Origin of the sequence: Legionella sp., assembly GCF_047605385.1 — a bacterium.
In the GTDB taxonomy this organism is placed as follows: domain Bacteria; phylum Pseudomonadota; class Gammaproteobacteria; order Legionellales; family Legionellaceae; genus Legionella.
Genome location: NZ_JASGFU010000033.1, coordinates 1 through 22210, shown reverse-complemented (window position 1 = coordinate 22210; position 22210 = coordinate 1). Strand labels below are relative to the sequence as shown.

Below are 22210 nucleotides of genomic sequence, written 5' to 3'. Positions count from 1 at the left end.
AAAAAATTACTATTTGTCATATCTATCAATAACCCAAGCCTGGTGTTGTTGCTCCATTATTGGGTCAGTAACTATCTCCGAAATTTGCTCATACACGTCCTGCAGCTGCTCGTCAGCCCAAAAAAAGTGTTTATCTTCCATTATGTAACATGCTTGTTGGGGACGTAAGCTATCCCATTTTTGCGGATGCTTAGTAATATATTCATTAGAGGCTTTAATATAACGATTAACAAAATCAAAAGCACTGCAGTGATCTGGATGTTTCGCTCTTAATTTATATAAATCCAATTCATGTGGATTTATTTTCTTATCCTTAGCATAATGCTCATCATCAAGCTCCATAATTGCATGCTCATCTAACCATTTTCTTTCTTTTTCATAATCTTGATTAATATCTTGATCTGAAACAATAGCTTTTCGTCTTTTTTCTTTTTCAACTTTCATGTGCATTGTTACCGAAAGAGCAATGGTCTCATCTCCTGCACGACGCATGTAAACTTTATAGGGCCCCGTTTCCTTAAATAAAGCACCTGGTTTTGTATACCAACCTGCATAGTTCAATAATTTTTTCAATGTATCTTTCATCAATGCCAATGGCTGATACATTTTAGTGAGCAGTGCAGAAATTGATTTAAAAGAATTACTGTTAATCCTTCTAAAGTTAATATTACACTGCTCATTAAAGCATTTATTCACTTCCTCAGCGACCGCAGCTCCCAAACAATTTCCTTGAATGATGATTTGATCTGGATGTACTCCTTGTTTTAGCAAATGATTGACTTGAGCTATACCAGCATTAATTAAATCTTTAAATTCAAGTACCTTCCCAGTGCTGCTATTCATTCCTGGTGGATTATAGGCATGAATGGTAGCTCCAGTAGCTTTAGCCTGTCTTGCCATATCTTTAAAATTACATTCATAATATTCGCCACGACCAAAGAAATTAATAATGTGAATACCTTCACCTTCTTGGTTTTCAGAGTACAAGGGAGTAAATGAAATTGAATCGAGTTTTAAAGAATTTCTTCGGCTGTCATGGCAATTAACAAACTCTCTTTTAATTTCAAGTTCTTTGAAATCTTTATAATAAATCGCGCGCAGATCAGTATATTGCTGGTTTAAAAAGTTAGCAAATGACTCGACTCCTTCTTTGCCATAACCTTTAGTTAGATACCAATCTTGTTGTACTGTGGGAAATAATACTCTCGCCAAAAGAGCCTGAATTTTTTTTTGTAGAGACTTGCTCATAATAAAATTACAATGAACCAATAAAGTGCTTATTATAATTTATTAAAGATTAAGAAATTATTAATAAAACACAAAATGGATAAAATCTATTCATTTCATAAAGAAAAATCACCTAAGAGATTTTATATAACTTGGAATAGCTTTGGACTACGGCATCCTTTTAAGTTGTGCTTTACTTTAAAGAGATCCAGCGTTCAAAGACCAATTCAGAAATTTGCTATGAGTTCTTTATATTGTTCTTCGTTAAAACCAACCGCGATTATTTTGTCATTTTGTACCAAAATAGGTCTTTTGATGAGTGACGTATTTGCAATAATAAAATCTATTTTTTCCGATATATTCAATGTGACATAATGATCTTTATATTTTCGGTAAGTCATTCCTTTTTTATTGATAGGAAGTTCGCCTAAATAATCACTCCATGATTTTATTTGTGTTTTTGTTGGTGGAAATTTCTTGAAATCGATAAACTTATAATCAATTTTATTTTTCTCTAAGAAGGCACAAGCTTTTTTTACAGTATCGCAATTAGGGATGGCAAACATTAAAATCATTTTTGACAAAGTGCGCTGCTACACATAACAACATCTTATAGTATATGGTTATTTATTGACAGTTATATTGTAGTATTCATCAATAATAAATAAGCCTTTGCTTAAGGCAGAATAGAATTATGGAGTAACGATAGATTATGGTTAATTTTTTATTAGCATTTGCGCTTATCTTATTAAATGCATTTTTTGTGGCAGCTGAATTTGGCATGGTAAAACTTCGCTCTACACGTGTAGCCGCAATCAAAAATATTTACGGCTTACGCGGAAATATTCTATTTCATATACATCAACATCTTGATACGTATTTATCTGCGTGCCAGCTTGGTATAACCATTGCTTCTATTGGATTAGGTTGGATAGGAGAGCCTGCCTTTGCTCATCTCATTGAGCATGTGCTTTTATTTACTGGGGTTAGCTCACCGCGATTAATCACAATAATCGCATTTTTTGTCGCATTTTCTTTTATTTCAATTCTTCATATTGTCATAGGAGAACTAATGCCTAAATCCCTCGCGATTCGTCAATCAGAGCGAGTATCCGTATGGACTGCTTTACCATTATATGGGTTCTATTGGCTAATGTATCCAGCAATTTGGTTGCTTAATAGTTGCTCCAATTTTTTATTAAAAATTTTTGGCCTAAATGTGATGCATCATGATGAAAATTTTTACTCAACAGAAGAAATTAAGCTACTCTTAAGTGCGAGTCATCTACACGGAGAACTTACCAAAGAGGAAATCGAGATCATTGAGCATACGCTTGATTTAGCTGATCTTAAAGTAACCGAAGTCATGCGATTTAGTGAAGAAATGGTGATGATTAATATAAACAATCCTATTCATCAAATCATGGATATCATTATCATGCACCGCTATAGTCGTTATCCTGTATATGATCCAAATACAAAAGATGTTATTGGTATTATTCATGTGAAAGATCTTCTTCCTATTCTTTATCAGCAAGGTGAAATAAAAGAATTGCAATCATTGCTTAGACCAGTATTAAAAGTTTCTCGACATATGCCTGCACTGGATATGCTACGCAAGTTCCGTGAAGGAATGCCTCATTTCGCTCTTATTTATAGTGGTAGAAATACCATTTTGGGATTTGTTACATTGGATAATTTACTTCAAATACTTATTGGGCGAATAAAAGATGAATTTCACCGCACGAAAGTTGATTGGATATTAAATGACGACGGTAGCATATCCGCATCGGGAAATTGCTCCATCTACTCTTTGGAACAAGCTATTGATCAAGATATTGATATTGAAGATGAAATTGATATCTTAAATGGATTATTTTTTTACCGCTTAGGTTATGTGCCTAAACAAGGTGAACAGATCGAATTTCCTGAATTTGATGCCAAGATCGAGGAAGCAACTGCTTCGAAAATTATTAAGGTAAGAATTTTTCCGAAAAAAATCAACGAGTAAAAATTTAGAGTATGTCCTCATTTAATTTGTTAAACATTCACTTGATTATGCCTTAAAAAACATCACTGAATCACTCGTTTATCACTTCAAGAATCATTTGTTGTGCATTAACCAGTTCATTAGTAATTTTTAACAGCTTTCTAGCCTCATTATTATCATTATCGTCATGATCTATTCGTGAATCATTCGAGTTAGACATTCTTTTCTCTATTAAGATTAATAATCTTAATGTAAATTATAGTGGCACAAATTAAAATCATCAAAATTTATATCTACTCTAAGTAGGTCAATTAACAATAATGTAACCTATGATACAGCTCGAACCAATTTATTAAGGCTTGTGGATCTAGGTTTATTAATTAAGCAAAAAATGGGTAAAGCATTCAGCTTTATAGCTCCTGAGAATTTAAAAAGCCGTCTCCAAGAAATAGAAATATAAGGAACCCTATTTTTAAGACCTACATCAATTAGGAAAAGAATATATGCCTTTAAATAAATATCCTAGAGCCCCATTACAACATTCAGGGTTTCTACGCGTTACTGGAAATAGCAGCATTTATTATGAACAACGAGGCAACCCTTCAGGACCTGCTGTTGTCTTCATTCATGGTGGTCCTGGAGGATTATCATGCCCAGAGGATAGTCAATGGTTTGACCCAGATTACTATAATATTATCCTTTACGATCAACGTGGTACCGGTCAGTCTCGACCTTCTATTAGTAATATGGATACTGAACCACAACAGTTTAGTACGCTCACGATAGACGATATGACAGCGGACTTAGATAAACTGAGAATATCTTTAGAAATTGATAAATGGTTGTTGTTTGGTGGTTCTTGGGGTTCCACACTGTCTTTGTATTACGCGGCGAATTATCCAAAACATGTCGCGGGTTTGATTATTTATGGTATTTTCTTAAATACGCCAGAGGAAATGAGTCAATATTTTGATTCTCGCATCATTAAAGAACGTTTTTCCGTGTTAGGTGAGCAAGCATTACAAGTACTATTTGCTTATGCAAAATCCAGAGGTTACTCGATTTCACCCGATAAACCACAACAATTTGTAGATACCTATTATAAATTATGTATTGGTAATGACATGACGGCACAGTACTTATGGACGGCCTTTGAGCGATTTAACGATGAACCAACAGATGAATCATTGAGGAGATTACGGGACGTGCCAGAAATTATTAATCCTAGTGATCGAACCCACGCTGTGTTTGAAACAACTTTATTTCGATATGCCTATCATGGCTTTAATCTTTTAGATGAACGGCTATTAACCAGGTTAAAAGACATTGATATTCGAATTTTACAGGGAAGAAATGATACAGAAGCCCCACCGATTTTTGCTCAGCAACTCATCGATGCCTTGCGTAAAATTAAACCGGATCTTTGGTATCACTTTATTGATGGGAAACATGCTGCGGATTCGTCTGTAGCGCTGACCGATGCGTTACTTGATTGCACCAATGCTTTTAAGCATGTACCTCCTCCAAAAATAAAACAAGCTCATGCCCGTGTGTCTACAATGGGACAGTTTTCCAAGTCAGTAAAACAAGAACAAATACTACAATCCGGTCCAACTCCTGGACTCAACTAAAAAGAGGTGACACAATTATTTAAACCTTACTTAAAAACATAGTATTTATTCATAAGAAATGAAGTACTTATATAAAAAAAACCAGCAAATATTTGGCTGAAAGCATAATTAAGATTATAGTGATAGATAAATAGTTCCAATACAACAAAATTGGTAAAGTATGCAATACAAAATACACAAATAAAACGAAGAAATTCTTTATTTTTTGCCAAATTACTTTTGAAAGTATAATGTCGGTTTAGAAAATAAGAAGTAATCAATCCAACACTATAACCTAATAGGTTGCTAATTTCTGGTGATGCTTTAATTGAATACATGCATGAAAAAATAACTGCATATCCAAGAATAGTATTAAGTGCCCCGACAATTAGAAATTTTGAAAAATATTGCATTTATAATAGTATCTCGAAAAAGTAACCGTTCACGTAATGGCGTCAACTTAAGACTATTTCCTCTTTCTCTCTGTCATTAAGTTAAGGAAAATCGTAGGTTGGGCCAAGGCCCAACCTACAACTCTATTTAAAAATCCTTAAGTTGACGCCATTACATGAACAGTTACTCGAAAAGTTATTAGGCAGTAAGTACTGATTCAAATTGTTGGCGCAAAATAGCCAACCTTCTACATGACTTCAACATTTTCAATAAGTGCTTTCGCATTATGCATAATCACTTCATCAATAATGTATCTTGGACGTCCTTTTACTTCCTCATAGATCCCTCCAAGATATGCCCCCATTATTCCAAGTACAATGAGTTGGACACCACTAAAAAGAAGCGATAATATTACTAATGTTGTCCACCCACTAGGAATCGTACTATCCATAAAATAGCTGATTAAAGTACTCACTATCAATAAAAAAGAAACCGTTGCAAATCCAACGCCAACAAAAATGCCGACGTGTAACGGTTTGACACTAAATGAAAGGATTCCTGCTGTAGCAAGTTGTACCATACGAGAAAATGAATATTTTGACTTACCAGCAAATCGTCGTTCAGCTGTATATTCAATACCAACTTGTTTAAAACCCATCCATGAAAATAAGCCCCTGAGAAACATATTGCGCTCTTTAAATCCTGTTATCAATAAATTTGCTACCTGTCGATTAATGAGGCGAAAATCGGCAGCATTCGGATTTATTGTTACATGTGATATTGATCTTAAAAAACGATAAAAAATAGCTCCAACTAAACGACGAAGAAAACGAACATCCTCTGCATGCCGGCGGATGGTATAAACTACTGCAGCACCTTTTCGGTATTCGCCTATAAGTTGAGGAATTAATTCGGGTGGATGTTGTAAATCACTATCCATCATGACCACGACGTCCGCTTGCGTTGAATATTCAATGCCTGCTAAAAGCGCCATTTGATGACCAAAACGAGACGACATGGAAATAACCTTTGTTTTTGGATCGTTTGCGACAATAGAGCGCAATATTTCTAAGGTATTATCAGTAGAAGGGTCTACAATAAAAAGAATATTAGCCTCTATATCATCCATCAAATCCAAAACAGCACGAGTCCTTTCATAAAATTGTGAGATAACGGCTTCTTCATTGTAGACTGGAGTAATCACAGTTAATTTCAGTTGAGTCATGCTCTACTCCTTAAATTTTTTTCCAAATTTCTTGTTTTCTGCATATCGGCAAAAATGATAGGAACATCGTATCCACAACGATTAGAATGTTCTGGAGCCGCGCAGATTAATGAGGAAGGTAATCCATGAAGCTTGAGTTGTTCAAGCAAAAAATCATGCATAGATACTGGTTGACCACTACCAATATGATAGATATTCCCAGATACACCATACGACGCAATCATCATTAATTGCCGTGCAGCTTCAGTTGTGGATATATAATCACGGATGGCTGTTAAAGACCCAATCTCTATTGAAGACTTTTGTTTTATCTTTATCTTATTGATTTGACCCTGTATTCGACCAGCAAATAGTCGCTCCGAAATTCCAGGGCCAAAAAGATTAAAAATACGTAGGCACAGCACATCAATTCCGCGACCAGCATATAAGCCAACTAATTGAGTTTGCCAGGCTTTGCTAAGCCCATAAACAGATACAGGGCATAATACATGCTCTTCGTTAATTGGATTTTCTTCCGGCTTTACGATGCCATATTCTGCAGCCGAACCAATTAAAATCACACGAGCTGATGACTTTTTTTGATACACTAAATCAAGAAGATGGGCTGCGGGAGCTACATTTATCTGATGAGCCTGAAAGAGATCTTCGGTAAATGCAGCTCCAAGGTGTAAAATCAAATCTGGACGCGCTAAATCAAATGCAGTAGTCAATTGATCCAAATTACGAAAGTCACAGGGATAAACTGATATTTGATCATTTATACTAGACTCCATCTTCGAGCGTGTTATAAAAATTTGATACGTTTGTAAACTTTGTAGATGCTCAATAACCGCTTGGCCCAAAGCTCCCGTTCCTCCTGTTATAAGTACTCTTTTCATAACCCAATCCTTAGTTTATGCGCTAGATCATGAAAATGTTCATCTGCATATTGATAATCATCGGGTCGTCCAATATCTAACCAATATCCTGAGAATGGCACAATCTCAATATGCTGCCCATTTTTTAGGCCATCCAACATTAAGTTATCAAAACCATATGGACTATTTGCTGGTAAAGCACGAATAACAGATCTATTGATACAGTAAATTCCCATACTCACATCAAAATCATAAGATGGCTTCTCTTCAAATGAAGTCAACGAGCTTGAATAATCATATTTCAATACGCCGAAATCAATGTTCACCTGTCTACGAAATGATGAAACAGTAATTTGATTATTTTGTCGAACATGCCTATCAAAAAAAGCACCATAATCCAAATCGCATAATATGTCACCATTCATAACCAGGAAATTTTCAGGGAGATTTTCGATCAAAGTTAAAGGGCCAATAGTACTTAGCTCCTCTTCCTCTATAGAATAATCAAGCTGAATACCAAATCGTGATCCGTCTCCGAAATAAGCCATAATCAAATGGGACAAATGGTTAACAGCCAAAGTAATATGTTCAAAACCAGATCCTGCCAACTGCATAATCACGATCTCCAAAATCGAATATTTTCCACCAAGAGGAACTAATGGTTTAGGAATCAGAGTAGTGTAAGGCCTTAATCGAGTTCCTTTTCCTCCGGCCAAAATAATTGCTCGCATGAAACAACTTCTCCTTGTTAAACATTATATAACCAGAACTTATATCTGGCATAATTCTCTGCTTGCTTGAACCACAAAATGGTATCCTTTAACCCCTCTTCTAAATTATATTGAGGTCTCCATTCGGTTAATCCAGTGATTTTTGCGTTATCCCCCAAGAGCTGAAATACTTCAGAAGCATCAGGGCGCAGTCGCTGCTCATCACTCAGAATTGTTGCTGAAGGATTAATTTCAGCAATTAATCGAAGTGCTATGTCTTTAACAGAGTACTCTCTACCTGTCGCAATATTTATTTCTTCGCCTACAGCCTCATCAGCTTTCGCCAAAGCAATAAATCCTTGGACAGTATCTTTAACATAATTGAAATCTCTAGTAGGTACTAATGACCCAAGCCGTAATTTTGTTTCACCAGAAAGCAATTGTGTAATGATAGTAGGGATAACTGCTCTTGCTGACTGTCGAGGCCCATAGGTATTAAAAGGACGAACAATAACAATAGGCGTTTGGAACGAACGATAGAAGGATTCAGTTAAGCGATCGGCGCCGATTTTTGATGCGCTGTAAGGCGATTGTCCTTGAAAAGGATGCTTTTCGTCGATAGGTATGTATTGAGCGGTACCATAAACCTCTGAAGTTGAGGTAATTAAAACACGTTCGGTATTTTGCTGTCTCGCACTTTGTAGTACATTTAACGTCCCTTTAATGTTAGTATCAACATAGGAATCTGGAGAATGATACGAAAAAGGAATTGCAATTAAAGCTGCCAGATGAAATACAACATCACATCCTTTCATCGCTTGATTTACACCATTGGGATCACGAATATCTCCGGCAAAAACGTCAATGCGTTTACGCTCCTCCAATGCTAATGTATCAAGCCAACCCCAGCTATTAAACGAATTATAATACACAAAAGCACGAACATCACATCCCTGCTTTAATAAAGCTTCCACAAGATGGCTTCCAATAAAACCATCAGCACCGGTAACTAAAATTTTTTTATCCTTAAGATCCATGTACTCCTCGGCGGGTTTGAAAAATTGATTTAAGCACAATAATTAAGCGTTCGGGTATAAAAGCCCATAATAGAAGAACGCCAAATATTCCATAAAATAACCAAAATAAGATTAAAGGCCAGTGGACATAACGCGCTTCAATGATATTTGTACCTGCAGGTACAGCGATAGACATCAAACCATTATCGTTGTGAACTGTCGCTTTTTTGCCGTTTAAATAATAGTGAATTCGCGGGTTATTCCAAAATAAATACTGTATGGTAGTAGGCGCATCTGCTTCGAATTCGATTCGCATGTAATTCGCATTATTAGAATAAAAATCCTTGTTTTTAAAAGACGTATTCTTAATATTTGCAGCTGAAGATTCAGATTTTAATACTTCTACTTCAGCAAGGCTTAAATAGCTATCTGCCAAAGGCTGTTTACCTGAAAGCTGAACACGCACGTAACGTCCTTCGACCCCACCGGTACTAATCATAGACATTAAGCGTGTAGGAGTACCCTCTATTCCCCAAGTATCTGTCCGTTTTCGCAAATCGTCTACGGTATCTGTGGATGAAAAAGGAATATTGGAAATAAATACCCAATAATCATTAAGACGCTCACTACAACAATCCGTTCTATTCCAAATTTTTATGCTATCAATGCGGTCTTTTTTTCCAATATCGATATCGAGCCAAGCATTTGGATCATTTGAGGTGTGGCTCACTGTGCCATGGGCAAAATTTCCATCTGTATTGCCGTCGACAACCAATTGAGCAGGTGCGCCTGTGTCCATACCGCTTTGCTTAGCAAGCTTGTACAATGCAAGATTGGTTGATGCTTTTGCAAAAGGTGTTAAGGGATAAATTTTAAAATAACCATTATCGAAAAGAGCAGATTCTTTATTTCCAAATCTTAATGGAATGAGAACCGCATCATTGGGCATATAATATAAATCTTCTGGTTTATTTCTCTGTGCTAATGTATGGACAAACTTATTAGTAACGAGCTGCTCTTTGGTAGCGATAATAAAATCTGCTCCTGTTTCTTCAAGCCAATGCCAATCAGGATTAAGTACTACATCATTACCACCTACCGGCATTTTGTTGATGTAACTAGCTAATGCAGAAAGATAAAAAGTGGCACCGCCATAGGATGAAAGGTTAATTTTTTTCAATACCAAATACGGAAAATCTTTAGGAAACGTTTCAACACCGGCTTTATTCCATAGCGGTGTAATATCTACATATTTTATAATCGGTTTATCATTGAAGCGCTGTAAATATTGAAGTAATTTCGCTTGAGCATCATGATTCAAAACCATGGGCTGTCGTTGCTGTGCAGCAGTAAAAGTATTACCGCTAAGCGATAAGGTATACATCGAATTAAATGCCGGGAGACAAAACAAGATTGCAGTACCAAAATAAACAAAAGCTTTTCCTGGGATCAATAATAAACCTGTAAACAGACAACCAAGCAACAGTTCAAAAAGAAGATAATTATTTATTCCAAACATTAATGCATATTCAGAACGAAAGGTCATTAAAAAACCACATGCAAATGAAATAAAAACTAAGATGATTAACGCTATTTGAATGGATTTTTTGGGTCTTGATTCAATCACTGCTTTAAGCATTAATGCAATCATTATCATGAGCAATAACTGAGCCGGTTGCAAAAAGCGTTGATAGATATGCATTGTGCCAATTTGTGGAACTAAATAATAAACAAAGCTGCTAACAACACTGTGTTCACCATAAATTGCTAGAACCGTTGCAAAATAGATAATTCCTGCAACTTTAAAAATTCTCCATTCCTTCTCATTTAACGAAGCTAATGTTTTCGGGTTTAAAAAGAAAAGGGCAAAAATTGTCAAAGCAATAACCCCCCAATAAACAGAAAACTCTGCTAAAGGACCAGGAACTACAAAATGAGATGAGAGCAGTCGGATAAATGATTGTGGTAGCTCCGCTAATTGATGCGCACTATAGTAAAGCCCAGGACTCATAGAACCTGTTGTCATATGATGAAAGTTATATACTGCATATAAATAAGGACTGGTAACCAGCACACCCAGAAAAAATGGCAGGGAAGCCATAATAAGTAGCCGAACACGTTGTTCTGTATTACCATTTTCTGTTTTATTAATAAAAAGAACCAAAGCTGCAACAAGTACCGCAGAAAGAAGAAGTGCTGCAAGCCCCATTGGTAAATAACCACCTAGGAGTGCAATGGTTACGGGAAGTGTACTGCTGATAAGTATTCTTAAAGAAGATTCTTCCGTAAAACGAAGTACTCCATAAATAATCCACGGTATAATACTTGCACAAAACATAAATGGAGGCTCACCCATGGCAGCTACTGTATACCAACTGAAAGCGAACCCTAGTGCAACCAGCACTGTCATTCCAAATTCAAAATGAAAGTACCGTGCAAAGAGTTTCAAAGAAAAATAACACGCCAAGAAGGTATGAAATGCAAGCATCAAGACCAGAAAATGTCCGGTAGAAATGCTGGAAACCCCTTTAAACGATACTAATAAGCTATGAAGAATAACAATGGGATGCAAGGGGAAAAAATTGGCGTTCAAAAAAAAATCAGAACTTCCATTAAAAAGAGAATAATCAATAGCAAAAAGATGATGACTTGCTAAAAGAGAATGCGTTTTTATTAGCGCTGGTACATAATACCCAAGAATATCTCCAGTATATAACAATCCCGCCTCCAGAGATTTAGCTTTCAAAGACGGCAAGAAAAATACCAGGGTACTCAAAAAGGCTAAAATAAGTTCATTATATTTTATAATATGGTTAAAAATTATAACCATAGAAATACTTAATTTTTTCAGTATTCGATCCAGGAGTTTTTCGATGGTAAAAACAGGCTGTAAATTTTCAGTAATCAACTTAACTGTCCTTTATTGTTATGCATAAAAATGCCGAGCAATTCTCATCTTGCACCCTCAGCTACTTTCCAAGTCATTGTTGCCTCAAGTGCTCCAGAAGGTATAGGAAGACGCCATCCCGCTGGAAAGCATTTTCCAACTCTATCCAAACCTAAACGCCGAAAAACATAACGAAGGGTATAAGGTAACATTATCGGACGAGCTCCTATCATGACATGCTCATCATTGCTGTGAAACGAACGCCATTCTCTTTGCAAACAATTAATCACCCCAGATGGTGTTGGTATTGCTAAATGTTCTCCAGGATTAAAATAAGGCCATCTTCGCCCAAGTAATCGTCCTGCAAGGCTTGCATTGTTTGGGCACATGAGATATATCATGCCACCGGGACGCAGTAGCCGAAAAAGATTACTAATAAATTTATCGGGACATAGCACATGTTCTAATACAGCAATCGAAGCAACTACATCAAACTGCGGAAGATTCGCTGAAAACATTTCTTGATTAATATCAATTTGACGCCATTCCACAGTAGAGACATTGTTGAGCAATTTTGGCTGAGAATGTAAATCAATAGCGATCCCTCGACTCGATGGAAATTTTGCTGCCATCAATGCTGAGAACTCGCCTCCACCTCCACCAACATCTATCCAGGTAAACGTTTCCTCTGCTTTCCTATTTGATAAATTGTGAATTCGCGAAATACATTTTTCATATAAAGCGGTTTGTGGATCATCTGCTGTTATCGTACGATGGAGATCGGGTAAACCATCACGGTAAGAACCATATAAGGCTTCCAGGCTCTCACTAGAGGGCATCGGATCCGTTTGGCAAGAACCACAATCGCTGCATAAATGAATATTAAAAGGACCATGATCGGGTTTAAATGGATGAAAAACATCAGGGTGCCGCAAATACATAAACCCTTTACAAAACCTACATGTTACTGAAGGTAAAAAATCAGAAACCATCCCAATCTCCTATCTGTATGCGCCACGGCATATCCCACACCTGCTTGGCACGAATGCCAGAAGCAGTTCCCATTAATATTTGTCGTTTTGGTAAAGCCCACTTAAAAATTGGAACGTACCCGCTTAAAATACCCGCTGTTAATCGAGTGGTATTGTTCAATAAGAGAGTATGAGTAACTTTGCGTTCTCGTCCCCATGCCGCTGCAAAAAGCAACATTTTTTTCTCGACATAAGGATACAATGCGAGTGTTTCCATAACAATTGCTAATTCTTTACCTAAAATTCTAGCCTGTCTTAGAACAATAAGACCAAGAAGGCATCCATTCTCTCGCCAGCCATAAATTTCATAGTGATGAAAAGGATGTTGTTTGTAACGCCAATTCATGTAAGCTGAACTTCGATCAAGCGTGACACCACCTTCAGCAGCAAGTTGCCGCGAAAAAGCATCCTGCTCTGACATAAAATTCTCAATCTGCTCTATGAAATGAAATCCAGTGATTTTACGTCCTGGAAGCACACGAAACCAAGTTCGCACATCACTATGATGAGACCATCCACATCGTTCTAATCCTGGTTTAGAAGTATGATTTGGATAACCAAAAAATATAGCCTCCTCGCCAATTTCATTGCTTAGTGCTTTAATACATTGTACAAAATAACTTTTTCTACGACCACGTGGATGAGTTGCTGTATCACAGGATTGCCACCCTTGTATCCACTCTCCATTAGCAAGAAGATTCAAAGGATACATAGCGTTTACAGCAACAAGCCCCTCTTTATCATGAAGTAGCGCGATTTTTGCGTTACCGGCGGGAGCCGAATATTTCCAACGATAATAAGGTGCGGTAAACAAATAACCGGTTCCTGTCTTTTCAATGATTTTGGAAAACGCAAATTGTTGTAGTTGTTCTATGGCATCGAAATCAAGAGATGCAGGTCCCGTCACAACAAGGCTATAGTCTTTTTGTTGATCTATACTCATACAATTATCCATGAGCAAAAGTCTCTTCTTTATCCAAAGAGATGGTCTTTGCCCTTAAACCATTTTCGGAATCTATTGAGTAAAAATCACTTTTTAGTGAAATCACTCCTAAGGTGCTAACATTTTCCTTAATATCTTCTTCTTGTTTAATCACTTTATACAACCATGAATGATCCATATAATTTTCATTTCTGAGTTACTGATTTAAATTTTACTTTCATTGCATGGACCCGTGCAGATAATCCCTCTTGATGCAATGCACGTATCTGTGCTATTACCCATTTAACGTGTTTAGATCTTTTCTGTATCACCCTCGGACGTTCGTGAGATATAGCAGGCAATTTAATTTCAAAGCCACTGAATGCATTAAAAACTGTCGGGCAATAACTGCCAAGTAGTTCATTCTCTTGCCCTTCATCCCAATTACCCGCCGGAAATAAAATACTGGTTTGGATAAAAACCGTTGCGGGAGCTTCTTGCACTAATTTATTATTATCAATAAGAGCTGCCATGGTTTTTTTGTGAAGATATGGTAAAGCGATATCAAGATCGTTTGCTAACATAGATACACGAAAAATAAACCGACTATAGCCTATAGGTTCAGATAGAGATAACTGACGAAAATCAATCGTTTCGTGTTGGCTACCGTAGGAAGAGCAATGTTGATGTTTTAAAATAACCGCGCTTGCGGCACATCCTGCATTTGGATTGCGTGCCAAACTCCCCGCAAGAATACTCAGATGATTTGAAAATATTTTTTCGTTTGGTGCAACAAATAAAATTGCATCAGCGTCTTTAGATAAGTTATTTACAAGATGTAATATCACTTCACCAAGATTATGTAATCGCTTGATTTTCTTATCGGCTCCGTAATGATAGTAATCCACTTCGAGAATTTCTATTGAAACCGGTGATCGATTGACCATGGATTGCAAATGCTTATGATTCTTTGCAGCTTCCATCTTATCTATAACTAGTGTAGCAGAAAAATGCGTGTAATCTTGCGTCGTAATACTTGCAATATGAGACTCCAATACACTACCCCGATACTCTGGCATCAAAAAATATACATTTACTTTTATTTTTTTGAGATTCTCAGGATAAATCGTTTCGCGAATTTTACGTTTTCTTTCAAGAAGCCCTTCATATAAATCCTGTATATTTTTCTTCAATGAAAAATGCTTTTTAAAAAGTTGTTGTGCTTTACTGACCATTTCAAGCGCCAACTCAGGGTTTTCTTTGACCCACATCAGGTGCTTAAAAATAGCTTCGGCTGTTTTTTCGACTTCACATCGAGTGTCAATGTAAAGAAGGGTATTACCAAAAAACCGCTTGGCAAAATTATTTTCGTCACAAATAATCACTGCACCAGCAGCAATACTTTCAAATAAACGATTGGTCATCAATTCAGATTGTTTATGTGCTTCTGAGGATAAAACTAAAGAAATTCCTGCTGTGGAGATCTCTTTGATTATTGAAATTCCATCAAAGGGAATTTCTCGGACATAACTTTTATATCCCTTCCAAACTTGTACCCCCTGAAATATTTGAGGGCCATAAATTCGCAAGTCACCAGAATTATCGAGAAGTTTTAACAACTCTTGATGGCGCGTAACCCCGCCTCCAAGGACATCCCAATTAATTCCTGCATAAAATAATTTTTGATCACCTAAAGATGGTGCATTAACAATATCCGATACAGAAGGATATAAATTAAAAAACGGGGGCAGATGAGTTGATGAGTTTCTAATTAAACGACGAACATGATTATCTGCAGGTTGTGAACTACAGCTAAGAAAATCATCATGCGAAAGTAAATTGCGCGAACAACGAGCATAACCCCACTGGTGATATAAACGAACGGGATTCCAGAGCGTAACGAAAGAAAATGCATCATACAGTTTTGGGGTGTCATAATGAAGATGTATCACAAAATCAACATCATGTGTAGTGATGATATGGGAAGTATCATTAATAAAACGGCCATCTGCGTAAATTTCAAGGCACTCGAGGCCTAATACATCTGCAGCAATTTTCAGTCGGGCAATGCACTCATCTTCAGCAGCTTTAAGCTCAGGCCACAATTTGACTACCGCAAAACGTCCAGTGAGGTTTTTTGATAAAATATAATCGGTTAACATGTAAATAACTCCGATTTAAATCGTTCATGGGTTTTAGATTCAAGGCGTGCTATGAAATCTTGGTATGCACTTTGTAGTCCTATTATTTCATTAATCTGAGGGGCCCAACCGGTTGCCCGTATTCTAGAACTATCAAGCAGTTTTCTCATGGTCCCATTAGGTTTAGAAGAATCAAAAATAATTGCTCCCTGATAACCGACAACTTCTGCAATAAGTCTGGCCAAATCAGCAATTAAGAAATCATGGCCACAACCCACATTAAATACATCATCACTTACTTCAGTGAACATCAAATGCTTCAGTGCTGCAGCCAAATCATCAACATGAAGTATTTCTCTTCGCGCACTGCCATCACCCCATACAACAAAATTCGGAGCTCCTGAATATTTTGCTTCATGAGCTCGTTTTAAAATACCAGCAACCACATGACTGTGGTGAGGATGATAATTATCTCCAGGACCATATAAATTTGGTGGAATTATTGAAATAAAATTACGGTTATATTGCTTCCGATAAGCTTGACACATTTCTATTCCAGCGATCTTGGCAACGGCGTAAGAACGGATATTGTCTTCCAGGGGGCCTAAAAGCAGAGCATCTTCCGAGATGGGCTGCCTAGCATTTGTAGGATAAATACAATTTGAGGCTACAAACAATAATTTTTGTATTTCAAATTGATGCGCAGCATTAATGACATTTGATTGAATCATCAAATTACTATGTAAAAAATCGGCTCTAAAATTGCAGTTTGCGTAAATTCCACCTACTTTTGCTCCAATATGGAAAATTAATTCAGGCCGATTTTCATCTACCCATTGAAAAACAGCTTGTTGATTTTGTAAGTCAAGTTCTTCGCGCGTGGTAAGTAATAAATTTGCTCCATCTTTTTGGAGTAACCTCACCAGAGCAGACCCAAGCATTCCTTGATGGCCAGTAATCCATATTCTCTTTCCATTAAGGCAAGAGACATTAGAACCGTTTTTAAATTGTGCTATCCCTGTCATAATAACTTTCCAAATCTTGATAGTAATAAAAAATACAATTATAAATTAAGTATATTTGTAAGCGTTTTACCTTCCTATTAAATTTCAGGTTTCTACATTATTTAATTTTTATGTCAGTCTAAAGAAAAAAAATTAGTATGTCTAATTCATTTTATGACTTTTTTCTTACTTTGAGTTTGTAATATACTATATAACGCCAGTTGGGGGGGTATCATCGTTTTTTCTGAAACGGCCTACAGGAAGTAAAATATAAGAGGAGAATTTTGTTACTCGTAAAATAACCAAAAGTACGAATTAAACTTACGTATTTATATCTAGGTAATTTGGATGCAAAAAAAAAAAAATGGATTTTTAGCTTATGACTACCACGAATAAAATTACAAAACAATCTAAAATCTATGTGGCTGGTCACAATGGAATGCTTGGCTCAGCTATTGTCCGTCGCTTAAAGCAAGTAGGATACACTAAAATTATCACCAAAAGTCGCTCAGAATTGGATTTAGCAATTCAATCCTTAGTTCATGATTTTTTCCAGACAGAACAACCTGACTATGTATTTTTGGCTGCCGCTAAAGTAGGAGGAATTCATGCAAATCGTACCTATCGCGCTGATTTTATTTATCAAAACTTAATGATTGAAACCAATATTATCCATGCAGCAAAAGAGGCTGGTGTACAACGTCTCTTATTTTTGGGTTCCAGTTGTATTTACCCTAGAGATTGCCCCCAACCAATTAAGGAAGAATATTTACTGACTGGTCCATTAGAAACAACCAATGAATCTTATGCCTTAGCAAAAATAGCAGGTATCAAATTATGTGAAAGTTATAATCAACAATACAATCTACAGTATATTTCAGCAATGCCGGCTAACCTTTATGGACCTAATGATCATTATGACTTAGAGAATAGTCATGTATTACCTGCTCTGATTCGTAAGACCTATGAAGCGAAACTAAAAAATGAACAGAAGTTAATAGTTTGGGGTTCAGGAAAATCCATGCGTGAATTTTTGTATGTGGATGATATGGCAGAGGCCTGTGTTTTTTTAATGGAATCAAGTGGTACCGAAGGTTTATATAATGTGGGCACAGGACAAGATATTACTATTTACCAATTAGCAGAACTTATTATGCAGGTTATTGGCTTTTCAGGAAAAATTATTTTTGATCCTACAAAACCTGATGGAACTTTGCGTAAAGTGTTAGATATCAATAAAATGCGGCAACTGGGCTGGGAAGCAAAAACAGCGTTAATCGAAGGTATTGCCAAAACTTATGATGATTTTTTAACAAATACCAGGATGTAATCTATGGCAAACGAACTATTAATCACCATTGCAGTACCCTCTTTTAACCAAGCTCCCTTTCTGGATGCTGCACTAGCCTCTATTTTCAAACAAAATCTACCTATAGAAGTATTTGTGGTCGATGGCGGCTCTACAGATGGCTCGCTTGCAATCATTCGCAAATGGGAAAAACATTTATCTGGGTGGAGAAGTCATACTGACGCAGGACAAGCAGCAGCTATTAATGAAGGCATCGCAGCAGGAACATCGCCCTATGTATGTTGGTTGAATAGTGACGATTGGCTGTTACCTAATGGATTAAATCAATTAGTCCGTTGTTTAGAAGAGCAACCCTATACAGCAGCTGCTTATGGTCGCTCTTGGAATTTTATTGAGCGATCAAAAAAAAATTACCCCGTATGGGTTGAACCTTTTAATGAAAAACGCTTAGCCTTACGTTGTATTATTTCACAACCAGCAACATTAATTCGCCGTACTGCATGGGAAGCAATTAATGGTCTTAATCCCAAGTTACATATGGCTATGGATTACGATCTATGGTGGCGTCTTTATAGAAACTTTGGCCCACCACGATTTGTAGATAATTTTATAGCTGTAAATCGCGAACATGCGAACACTAAAACCAAGACACAAAGAAGATTGCATTATAAGGAAGCGATGCAAATCGTTCGCAAGCAATACGGGAGCGTCCCATTAAAATGGTGGTTGGCTCAGCCATATTCAGTTTGGTTTAAATCATTATTTAATTGAGAAATCTGCTCTTAGGCTAAAAAATGAAAGATGAAATGAAACGATTTGGATTAGAACTGGCAAAAAAAATTAAAGCAATTCAACCGCGTATTGGTAATTTAAACCAATATCCAGCACGCCATTTATCAATTGAGAAACGTAAGCCCATTCTTTCTTCCAAATTCCCACCAAAAATTTCAATTGTTACCCCCTCCTTTTCCCAAGGCAACTATATTGCAAAGACCATCGAGAGTGTTTTATCGCAACAATACCCTAATCTTGAATATTTTATCCAGGATGGAGCTTCAAAAGATAACACAGTTGCAGTCCTTAGGCAGTATGAAAGTCAACTCTCAGGTTGGCATTCTGAAGCAGATACAGGCCAGGCCCAAGCAATAAATCGCGGATTTTTACACACTACAGGTGAACTAATGGGTTGGCTGAACTCTGATGATTTACTACTTCCAGGCACTCTTATTCATATCGCAAATTACTTTACCCAAAATCCTAAAATTGATGTAGTATATGGTAATCGCTTACTCATTGATGAGCAGGAGATGGAGATTGGCCGCTGGATTTTACCAGGGCATAACAGCAAAGTACTTTCATGGACTGACTATATCCCGCAAGAAACCTTATTTTGGCGACGAAGTATCTGGAATAAAATTGGGGGACACATTGACGAATCATTCCAATTTGCTATGGATTGGGATTTGCTTTTACGCTTTCGTGATGTCGGAGCCAGATTTGCTCATATTCCTCGTTTTTTAGGGGCATTTCGCATTCATAAACATCAGAAAACCAATGCAGCCATAAATGAAATAGGATTTAAAGAAATGACCTATCTGCGTACACGAACTTTAGGGTGTACACCGTCTAAGAAAGAAATTCGCAAAGCAGTGATACCATTTTTAATTCAACATGTTATGGTAGATTTATTATTTCATGTTAAAAAACAATTAAAATTATTTTAGCTTATATATATGCGAATCAAAAGTCGAAAATTGGATAAAGTCTTAGTACCATAGCGGCAGCAAATTTCCCAAAGATATGCGCAAGCAAGCCTTGAGATGATCGAACGAGGCCTGCATTTTGGATAGAAGTAAATCAGAGGACGTCCTTCTTCTTGATAAGAAGCTATCTTTTTTTGAAATGCACGGCGCTTTTCCTCATCTACTTTAGGATGATTCCATGTTTTTTTATAGGTTAAATTTAACCGAATTAAAGCGGAACGAATCCCTGTGTTACTGACATTAAAACGTGCAGCTCGCTCATATTGATAACTATCTGGATTCGCTTCAACATCTTTTTTAAGAGCTTCCATGTCTATTTTTGTCGCGGGCTTATTTCGTTTCTTTTTCGGCTCTAGGTCAACAAGCCATCTCATTACGCTTGCTTTGCCTACACCGAATCGAATAGCTACCTCTTCGATACTTAAACCATCTTTTGCTCTTATCTTTAATACTTTTTTACGAAAATCTAATGAGAACGTCATAAGTAGATGATTATAATCAATTTATGACGACCAGGCTATATAGTGTGGATGCAGGAGGTATTTAAACCTAGTATTTACAAGAGATTATGGATTTTGTTGGATGTTCTTGGGGGGGCGTCCATAACATTGGTTATGTAATTGATTGATAATCAGTAATTATTTGAATGTGGTTTTTAAAAAAGCCCCCAAATAGGCCCCACTTTATCGAGTGCTGCTCTTGGAATTGAACCCAACTCCCTAAAGTCCACTGTTCTTCTGTTCGCGAACAGCGAACACTTGTGATATACTTCTATTACAACAATCAAAGAATGATACCATGTTAAAATCACAAGATTGTGTTGTGCTATTAAAGTTACTAGCTCATCCCGCTACAGACATATCTCAGCGACAATTATCTTCAGCACTTGGTATTAGCTTAGCTGAGATTAATGCAGGTATAAAAAGATTGGAAGAGGCTAGCCTAGTAAGAAAAGATAAACAAGGAAAACTTTTCCCCAATGTGCATGCAGCAGAAGAATTTTTAATACATGCAATCAAATTTCTCTTTCCTGGAAAATTGGGTGAATACACTCGGGGAACGCCAACAGCTATTGCTGCCCCCATTTTTCGCGATAAGATCGCATTGGGTAATGATCCTATTCCTGTATGGCCTGATGCAATGGGAGAGGCTCGCGGTGTGGCATTATTGCCCATTCATCCTAATTTATCGAAGGCTTTACGAGCAAATCCCGACTCAGATTTTCAAGAATTACTGGTATTAATTGATACTATACGCTCAGGACGGCCACGAGAGCGCAACCTTGCTACGACACTTTTAAAGGAAAAATTAAACCATGCTGGATAATAATATCAAACTGGCAAACCTCCGCATGCTAGAGTTTATCGCAACAAAATTAGGCGATATTCGAAATGATGTGGTTTTTCTTGGAAGATGTACTACGGGATTATTTATTTCTGATCCTCTGGTGCCTGATGTGCGCTATACATTAGATGTTGATTGCATTGTTGACGTTATTTCATTAAATCAGTATCACCAACTTGAGAAAAAATTAACACAACGAGGCTTTAAAAAGTCGATATCTGAAGATGTCATTTGTCGATGGTTTTATGATGAAGTGATTTTGGATGTGATGCCTACTGATGAAAAAATTTTAGGATTTGGCAATCGCTGGTACAAAGAAGCTATTGCAGCTTCAACTATTTATCCCCTAACTGACACTATAGAAATTCGGGTGGTGACAGCTCCATATTTTTTAGCTACTAAATTTGAGGCATTCAGGACTCGAGGCAAAATGGATTGTTATGCCAGTCATGATTTTGAAGACATCGTGTCGATACTAGATGGGCGGAATGAAATAATAGATGAAATCAATAACTCAGATATAAAACTACGTGAATATTTAGTCAATTCGTTACAAGAAGTCATGAGCAGCTCTTCTTTTAAAGGCGCTATTCCTGGTCATTTTACTCAATACGGAGGTGCCGCTGATGATCGAATTGAATTCCTCGAGCAGAAATTAACTGTCCTACAGAGTCAATAAACATGAAACTGGCATGGTTAACCGATATTCATCTAAATTTCCTTAATGCTAGGTTCTGTGAACAAAATTTCTAACGCATCCAAATAAGGGCTCCGGCGAAGT

22 protein-coding genes are annotated in these 22210 nt (G+C 36.8%); 7 read left to right on the top strand and 15 right to left on the bottom strand.

What is annotated here, in order from left to right; genetic code table 11:
* Positions 1-9 precede the first annotated feature (9 nt).
* Positions 10-1248: a hypothetical protein gene (locus tag QM652_RS08925; RefSeq protein WP_415074947.1), complete on the bottom strand. Its 1239-nt coding sequence runs from the start codon at positions 1246-1248 to the stop codon at positions 10-12.
* 206 nt (positions 1249-1454) lie between these two features.
* Complete coding sequence (locus tag QM652_RS08920; protein WP_415074960.1) at positions 1455-1802, bottom strand: arsenate reductase family protein; 348 nt, start codon at positions 1800-1802, stop codon at positions 1455-1457.
* A gap of 137 nt (positions 1803-1939) precedes the next feature.
* On the opposite strand from QM652_RS08920, the gene QM652_RS08915 reads away from it, so the two are divergent.
* Positions 1940-3238, top strand: a complete 1299-nt coding sequence (locus QM652_RS08915; protein ID WP_415074945.1) for a hemolysin family protein — start codon at positions 1940-1942, stop codon at positions 3236-3238.
* A gap of 70 nt (positions 3239-3308) precedes the next feature.
* Here QM652_RS08915 and QM652_RS08910 read toward each other — a convergent pair whose 3' ends face one another.
* Positions 3309-3437: a hypothetical protein gene (locus tag QM652_RS08910; protein ID WP_415074943.1), complete on the bottom strand. Its 129-nt coding sequence runs from the start codon at positions 3435-3437 to the stop codon at positions 3309-3311.
* Between the two features lie 283 nt (positions 3438-3720).
* On the opposite strand from QM652_RS08910, the gene QM652_RS08905 reads away from it, so the two are divergent.
* On the top strand, positions 3721-4848 hold the full coding sequence (locus QM652_RS08905) for an alpha/beta fold hydrolase (protein WP_415074941.1): 1128 nt from the start codon (positions 3721-3723) through the stop codon (positions 4846-4848).
* Positions 4849-4874: 26 nt separating this feature from the next.
* Here QM652_RS08905 and QM652_RS08900 read toward each other — a convergent pair whose 3' ends face one another.
* From QM652_RS08900 to QM652_RS08850, 11 genes are all read right to left on the bottom strand, one after another.
* Positions 4875-5240 carry a GtrA family protein gene (locus QM652_RS08900; RefSeq protein WP_415074939.1) on the bottom strand — a complete coding sequence of 122 codons (366 nt, stop codon included), beginning with the start codon at positions 5238-5240 and terminating at the stop codon, positions 4875-4877.
* Between the two features lie 227 nt (positions 5241-5467).
* On the bottom strand, positions 5468-6445 hold the full coding sequence (locus tag QM652_RS08895) for a glycosyltransferase family 2 protein (RefSeq protein ID WP_415074938.1): 978 nt from the start codon (positions 6443-6445) through the stop codon (positions 5468-5470).
* Positions 6442-7323, bottom strand: a complete 882-nt coding sequence (locus tag QM652_RS08890; RefSeq protein ID WP_415074936.1) for an NAD-dependent epimerase/dehydratase family protein — start codon at positions 7321-7323, stop codon at positions 6442-6444. The genes QM652_RS08895 and QM652_RS08890 overlap by 4 nt, the downstream gene beginning before the upstream one ends.
* Positions 7320-8033, bottom strand: a complete 714-nt coding sequence (locus QM652_RS08885; protein ID WP_415074934.1) for a sugar phosphate nucleotidyltransferase — start codon at positions 8031-8033, stop codon at positions 7320-7322. The genes QM652_RS08890 and QM652_RS08885 overlap by 4 nt, the downstream gene beginning before the upstream one ends.
* A gap of 17 nt (positions 8034-8050) precedes the next feature.
* A complete protein-coding gene (locus QM652_RS08880; protein ID WP_415074932.1) occupies positions 8051-9049 on the bottom strand; it encodes an NAD-dependent 4,6-dehydratase LegB in 999 nt (332 codons plus the stop codon).
* Complete coding sequence (locus QM652_RS08875; protein WP_415074930.1) at positions 9039-11936, bottom strand: discoidin domain-containing protein; 2898 nt, start codon at positions 11934-11936, stop codon at positions 9039-9041. The genes QM652_RS08880 and QM652_RS08875 overlap by 11 nt, the downstream gene beginning before the upstream one ends.
* A gap of 44 nt (positions 11937-11980) precedes the next feature.
* On the bottom strand, positions 11981-12856 hold the full coding sequence (locus QM652_RS08870) for a class I SAM-dependent methyltransferase (RefSeq protein WP_415074928.1): 876 nt from the start codon (positions 12854-12856) through the stop codon (positions 11981-11983).
* Positions 12857-12896: 40 nt separating this feature from the next.
* The gene (locus QM652_RS08865; RefSeq protein ID WP_415074926.1) at positions 12897-13889 is read right to left on the bottom strand and encodes a GNAT family N-acetyltransferase; all 993 of its coding nucleotides are present in this window, start codon (positions 13887-13889) and stop codon (positions 12897-12899) included.
* 4 nt (positions 13890-13893) lie between these two features.
* Positions 13894-14067, bottom strand: a complete 174-nt coding sequence (locus QM652_RS08860; protein WP_415074924.1) for a hypothetical protein — start codon at positions 14065-14067, stop codon at positions 13894-13896.
* 7 nt (positions 14068-14074) lie between these two features.
* Positions 14075-16030, bottom strand: coding sequence for a hypothetical protein (locus QM652_RS08855; protein ID WP_415074922.1), 1956 nt, complete (start codon positions 16028-16030; stop codon positions 14075-14077).
* Positions 16024-17034, bottom strand: coding sequence for a GDP-L-fucose synthase family protein (locus QM652_RS08850; protein WP_415074920.1), 1011 nt, complete (start codon positions 17032-17034; stop codon positions 16024-16026). Before QM652_RS08850 ends, QM652_RS08855 begins: the two co-directional genes overlap by 7 nt.
* Before the next feature lie 358 nt (positions 17035-17392).
* Here QM652_RS08850 and QM652_RS08845 point away from each other — a divergent pair, with 358 nt between their 5' ends.
* From QM652_RS08845 to QM652_RS08835, 3 genes are read left to right on the top strand one after another with little or no spacing between them, the layout of a single operon-like run.
* Entirely contained in the window at positions 17393-18343 is a 951-nt protein-coding gene (locus QM652_RS08845) for a GDP-L-fucose synthase family protein (RefSeq protein WP_415074918.1), read from the top strand.
* Positions 18344-18346: 3 nt separating this feature from the next.
* Positions 18347-19093 (top strand): glycosyltransferase family 2 protein, encoded by a 747-nt coding sequence (locus QM652_RS08840; protein WP_415074916.1) that lies wholly within the window; start codon positions 18347-18349, stop codon positions 19091-19093.
* A 23-nt stretch (positions 19094-19116) separates the two neighbouring features.
* A complete protein-coding gene (locus QM652_RS08835; RefSeq protein ID WP_415074914.1) occupies positions 19117-20046 on the top strand; it encodes a glycosyltransferase family 2 protein in 930 nt (309 codons plus the stop codon).
* On the opposite strand, the gene QM652_RS08830 is transcribed toward QM652_RS08835, so the two are convergent.
* Positions 20043-20567, bottom strand: a complete 525-nt coding sequence (locus QM652_RS08830; protein WP_415074912.1) for an IS630 transposase-related protein — start codon at positions 20565-20567, stop codon at positions 20043-20045. The genes QM652_RS08835 and QM652_RS08830 overlap by 4 nt on opposite strands.
* A gap of 316 nt (positions 20568-20883) precedes the next feature.
* Between QM652_RS08830 and QM652_RS08825 the strand changes: the two genes are divergently transcribed.
* Both QM652_RS08825 and QM652_RS08820 read left to right on the top strand, forming a co-directional pair.
* Positions 20884-21411, top strand: a complete 528-nt coding sequence (locus QM652_RS08825; RefSeq protein WP_415074910.1) for a hypothetical protein — start codon at positions 20884-20886, stop codon at positions 21409-21411.
* On the top strand, positions 21401-22108 hold the full coding sequence (locus tag QM652_RS08820) for a hypothetical protein (RefSeq protein WP_415074908.1): 708 nt from the start codon (positions 21401-21403) through the stop codon (positions 22106-22108). The genes QM652_RS08825 and QM652_RS08820 overlap by 11 nt, the downstream gene beginning before the upstream one ends.
* The last annotated feature ends 102 nt before the right edge of the window (positions 22109-22210 follow it).

What these genes read in the sequence shown, in the direction of transcription:
- QM652_RS08905 (WP_415074941.1), top strand. Translation starts at nt 3,721, where the DNA reads ATGCCTTTAAATAAATATCCTAGAGCCCCATTACAACATTCAGGGTTT.
- QM652_RS08920 (WP_415074960.1), bottom strand. Translation starts at nt 1,802, where the DNA reads ATGATTTTAATGTTTGCCATCCCTAATTGCGATACTGTAAAAAAAGCT.
- QM652_RS08865 (WP_415074926.1), bottom strand. Translation starts at nt 13,889, where the DNA reads ATGAGTATAGATCAACAAAAAGACTATAGCCTTGTTGTGACGGGACCT.
- QM652_RS08845 (WP_415074918.1), top strand. Translation starts at nt 17,393, where the DNA reads ATGACTACCACGAATAAAATTACAAAACAATCTAAAATCTATGTGGCT.
- QM652_RS08925 (WP_415074947.1), bottom strand. Translation starts at nt 1,248, where the DNA reads ATGAGCAAGTCTCTACAAAAAAAAATTCAGGCTCTTTTGGCGAGAGTA.
- QM652_RS08825 (WP_415074910.1), top strand. Translation starts at nt 20,884, where the DNA reads ATGTTAAAATCACAAGATTGTGTTGTGCTATTAAAGTTACTAGCTCAT.
- QM652_RS08885 (WP_415074934.1), bottom strand. Translation starts at nt 8,033, where the DNA reads ATGCGAGCAATTATTTTGGCCGGAGGAAAAGGAACTCGATTAAGGCCT.
- QM652_RS08895 (WP_415074938.1), bottom strand. Translation starts at nt 6,445, where the DNA reads ATGACTCAACTGAAATTAACTGTGATTACTCCAGTCTACAATGAAGAA.
- QM652_RS08915 (WP_415074945.1), top strand. Translation starts at nt 1,940, where the DNA reads ATGGTTAATTTTTTATTAGCATTTGCGCTTATCTTATTAAATGCATTT.
- QM652_RS08820 (WP_415074908.1), top strand. Translation starts at nt 21,401, where the DNA reads ATGCTGGATAATAATATCAAACTGGCAAACCTCCGCATGCTAGAGTTT.
- QM652_RS08870 (WP_415074928.1), bottom strand. Translation starts at nt 12,856, where the DNA reads ATGTATTTGCGGCACCCTGATGTTTTTCATCCATTTAAACCCGATCAT.
- QM652_RS08855 (WP_415074922.1), bottom strand. Translation starts at nt 16,030, where the DNA reads ATGTTAACCGATTATATTTTATCAAAAAACCTCACTGGACGTTTTGCG.
- QM652_RS08850 (WP_415074920.1), bottom strand. Translation starts at nt 17,034, where the DNA reads ATGACAGGGATAGCACAATTTAAAAACGGTTCTAATGTCTCTTGCCTT.
- QM652_RS08890 (WP_415074936.1), bottom strand. Translation starts at nt 7,323, where the DNA reads ATGAAAAGAGTACTTATAACAGGAGGAACGGGAGCTTTGGGCCAAGCG.
- QM652_RS08830 (WP_415074912.1), bottom strand. Translation starts at nt 20,567, where the DNA reads ATGACGTTCTCATTAGATTTTCGTAAAAAAGTATTAAAGATAAGAGCA.
- QM652_RS08860 (WP_415074924.1), bottom strand. Translation starts at nt 14,067, where the DNA reads ATGGATCATTCATGGTTGTATAAAGTGATTAAACAAGAAGAAGATATT.
- QM652_RS08880 (WP_415074932.1), bottom strand. Translation starts at nt 9,049, where the DNA reads ATGGATCTTAAGGATAAAAAAATTTTAGTTACCGGTGCTGATGGTTTT.
- QM652_RS08900 (WP_415074939.1), bottom strand. Translation starts at nt 5,240, where the DNA reads ATGCAATATTTTTCAAAATTTCTAATTGTCGGGGCACTTAATACTATT.
- QM652_RS08835 (WP_415074914.1), top strand. Translation starts at nt 19,117, where the DNA reads ATGAAAGATGAAATGAAACGATTTGGATTAGAACTGGCAAAAAAAATT.
- QM652_RS08910 (WP_415074943.1), bottom strand. Translation starts at nt 3,437, where the DNA reads ATGTCTAACTCGAATGATTCACGAATAGATCATGACGATAATGATAAT.
- QM652_RS08840 (WP_415074916.1), top strand. Translation starts at nt 18,347, where the DNA reads ATGGCAAACGAACTATTAATCACCATTGCAGTACCCTCTTTTAACCAA.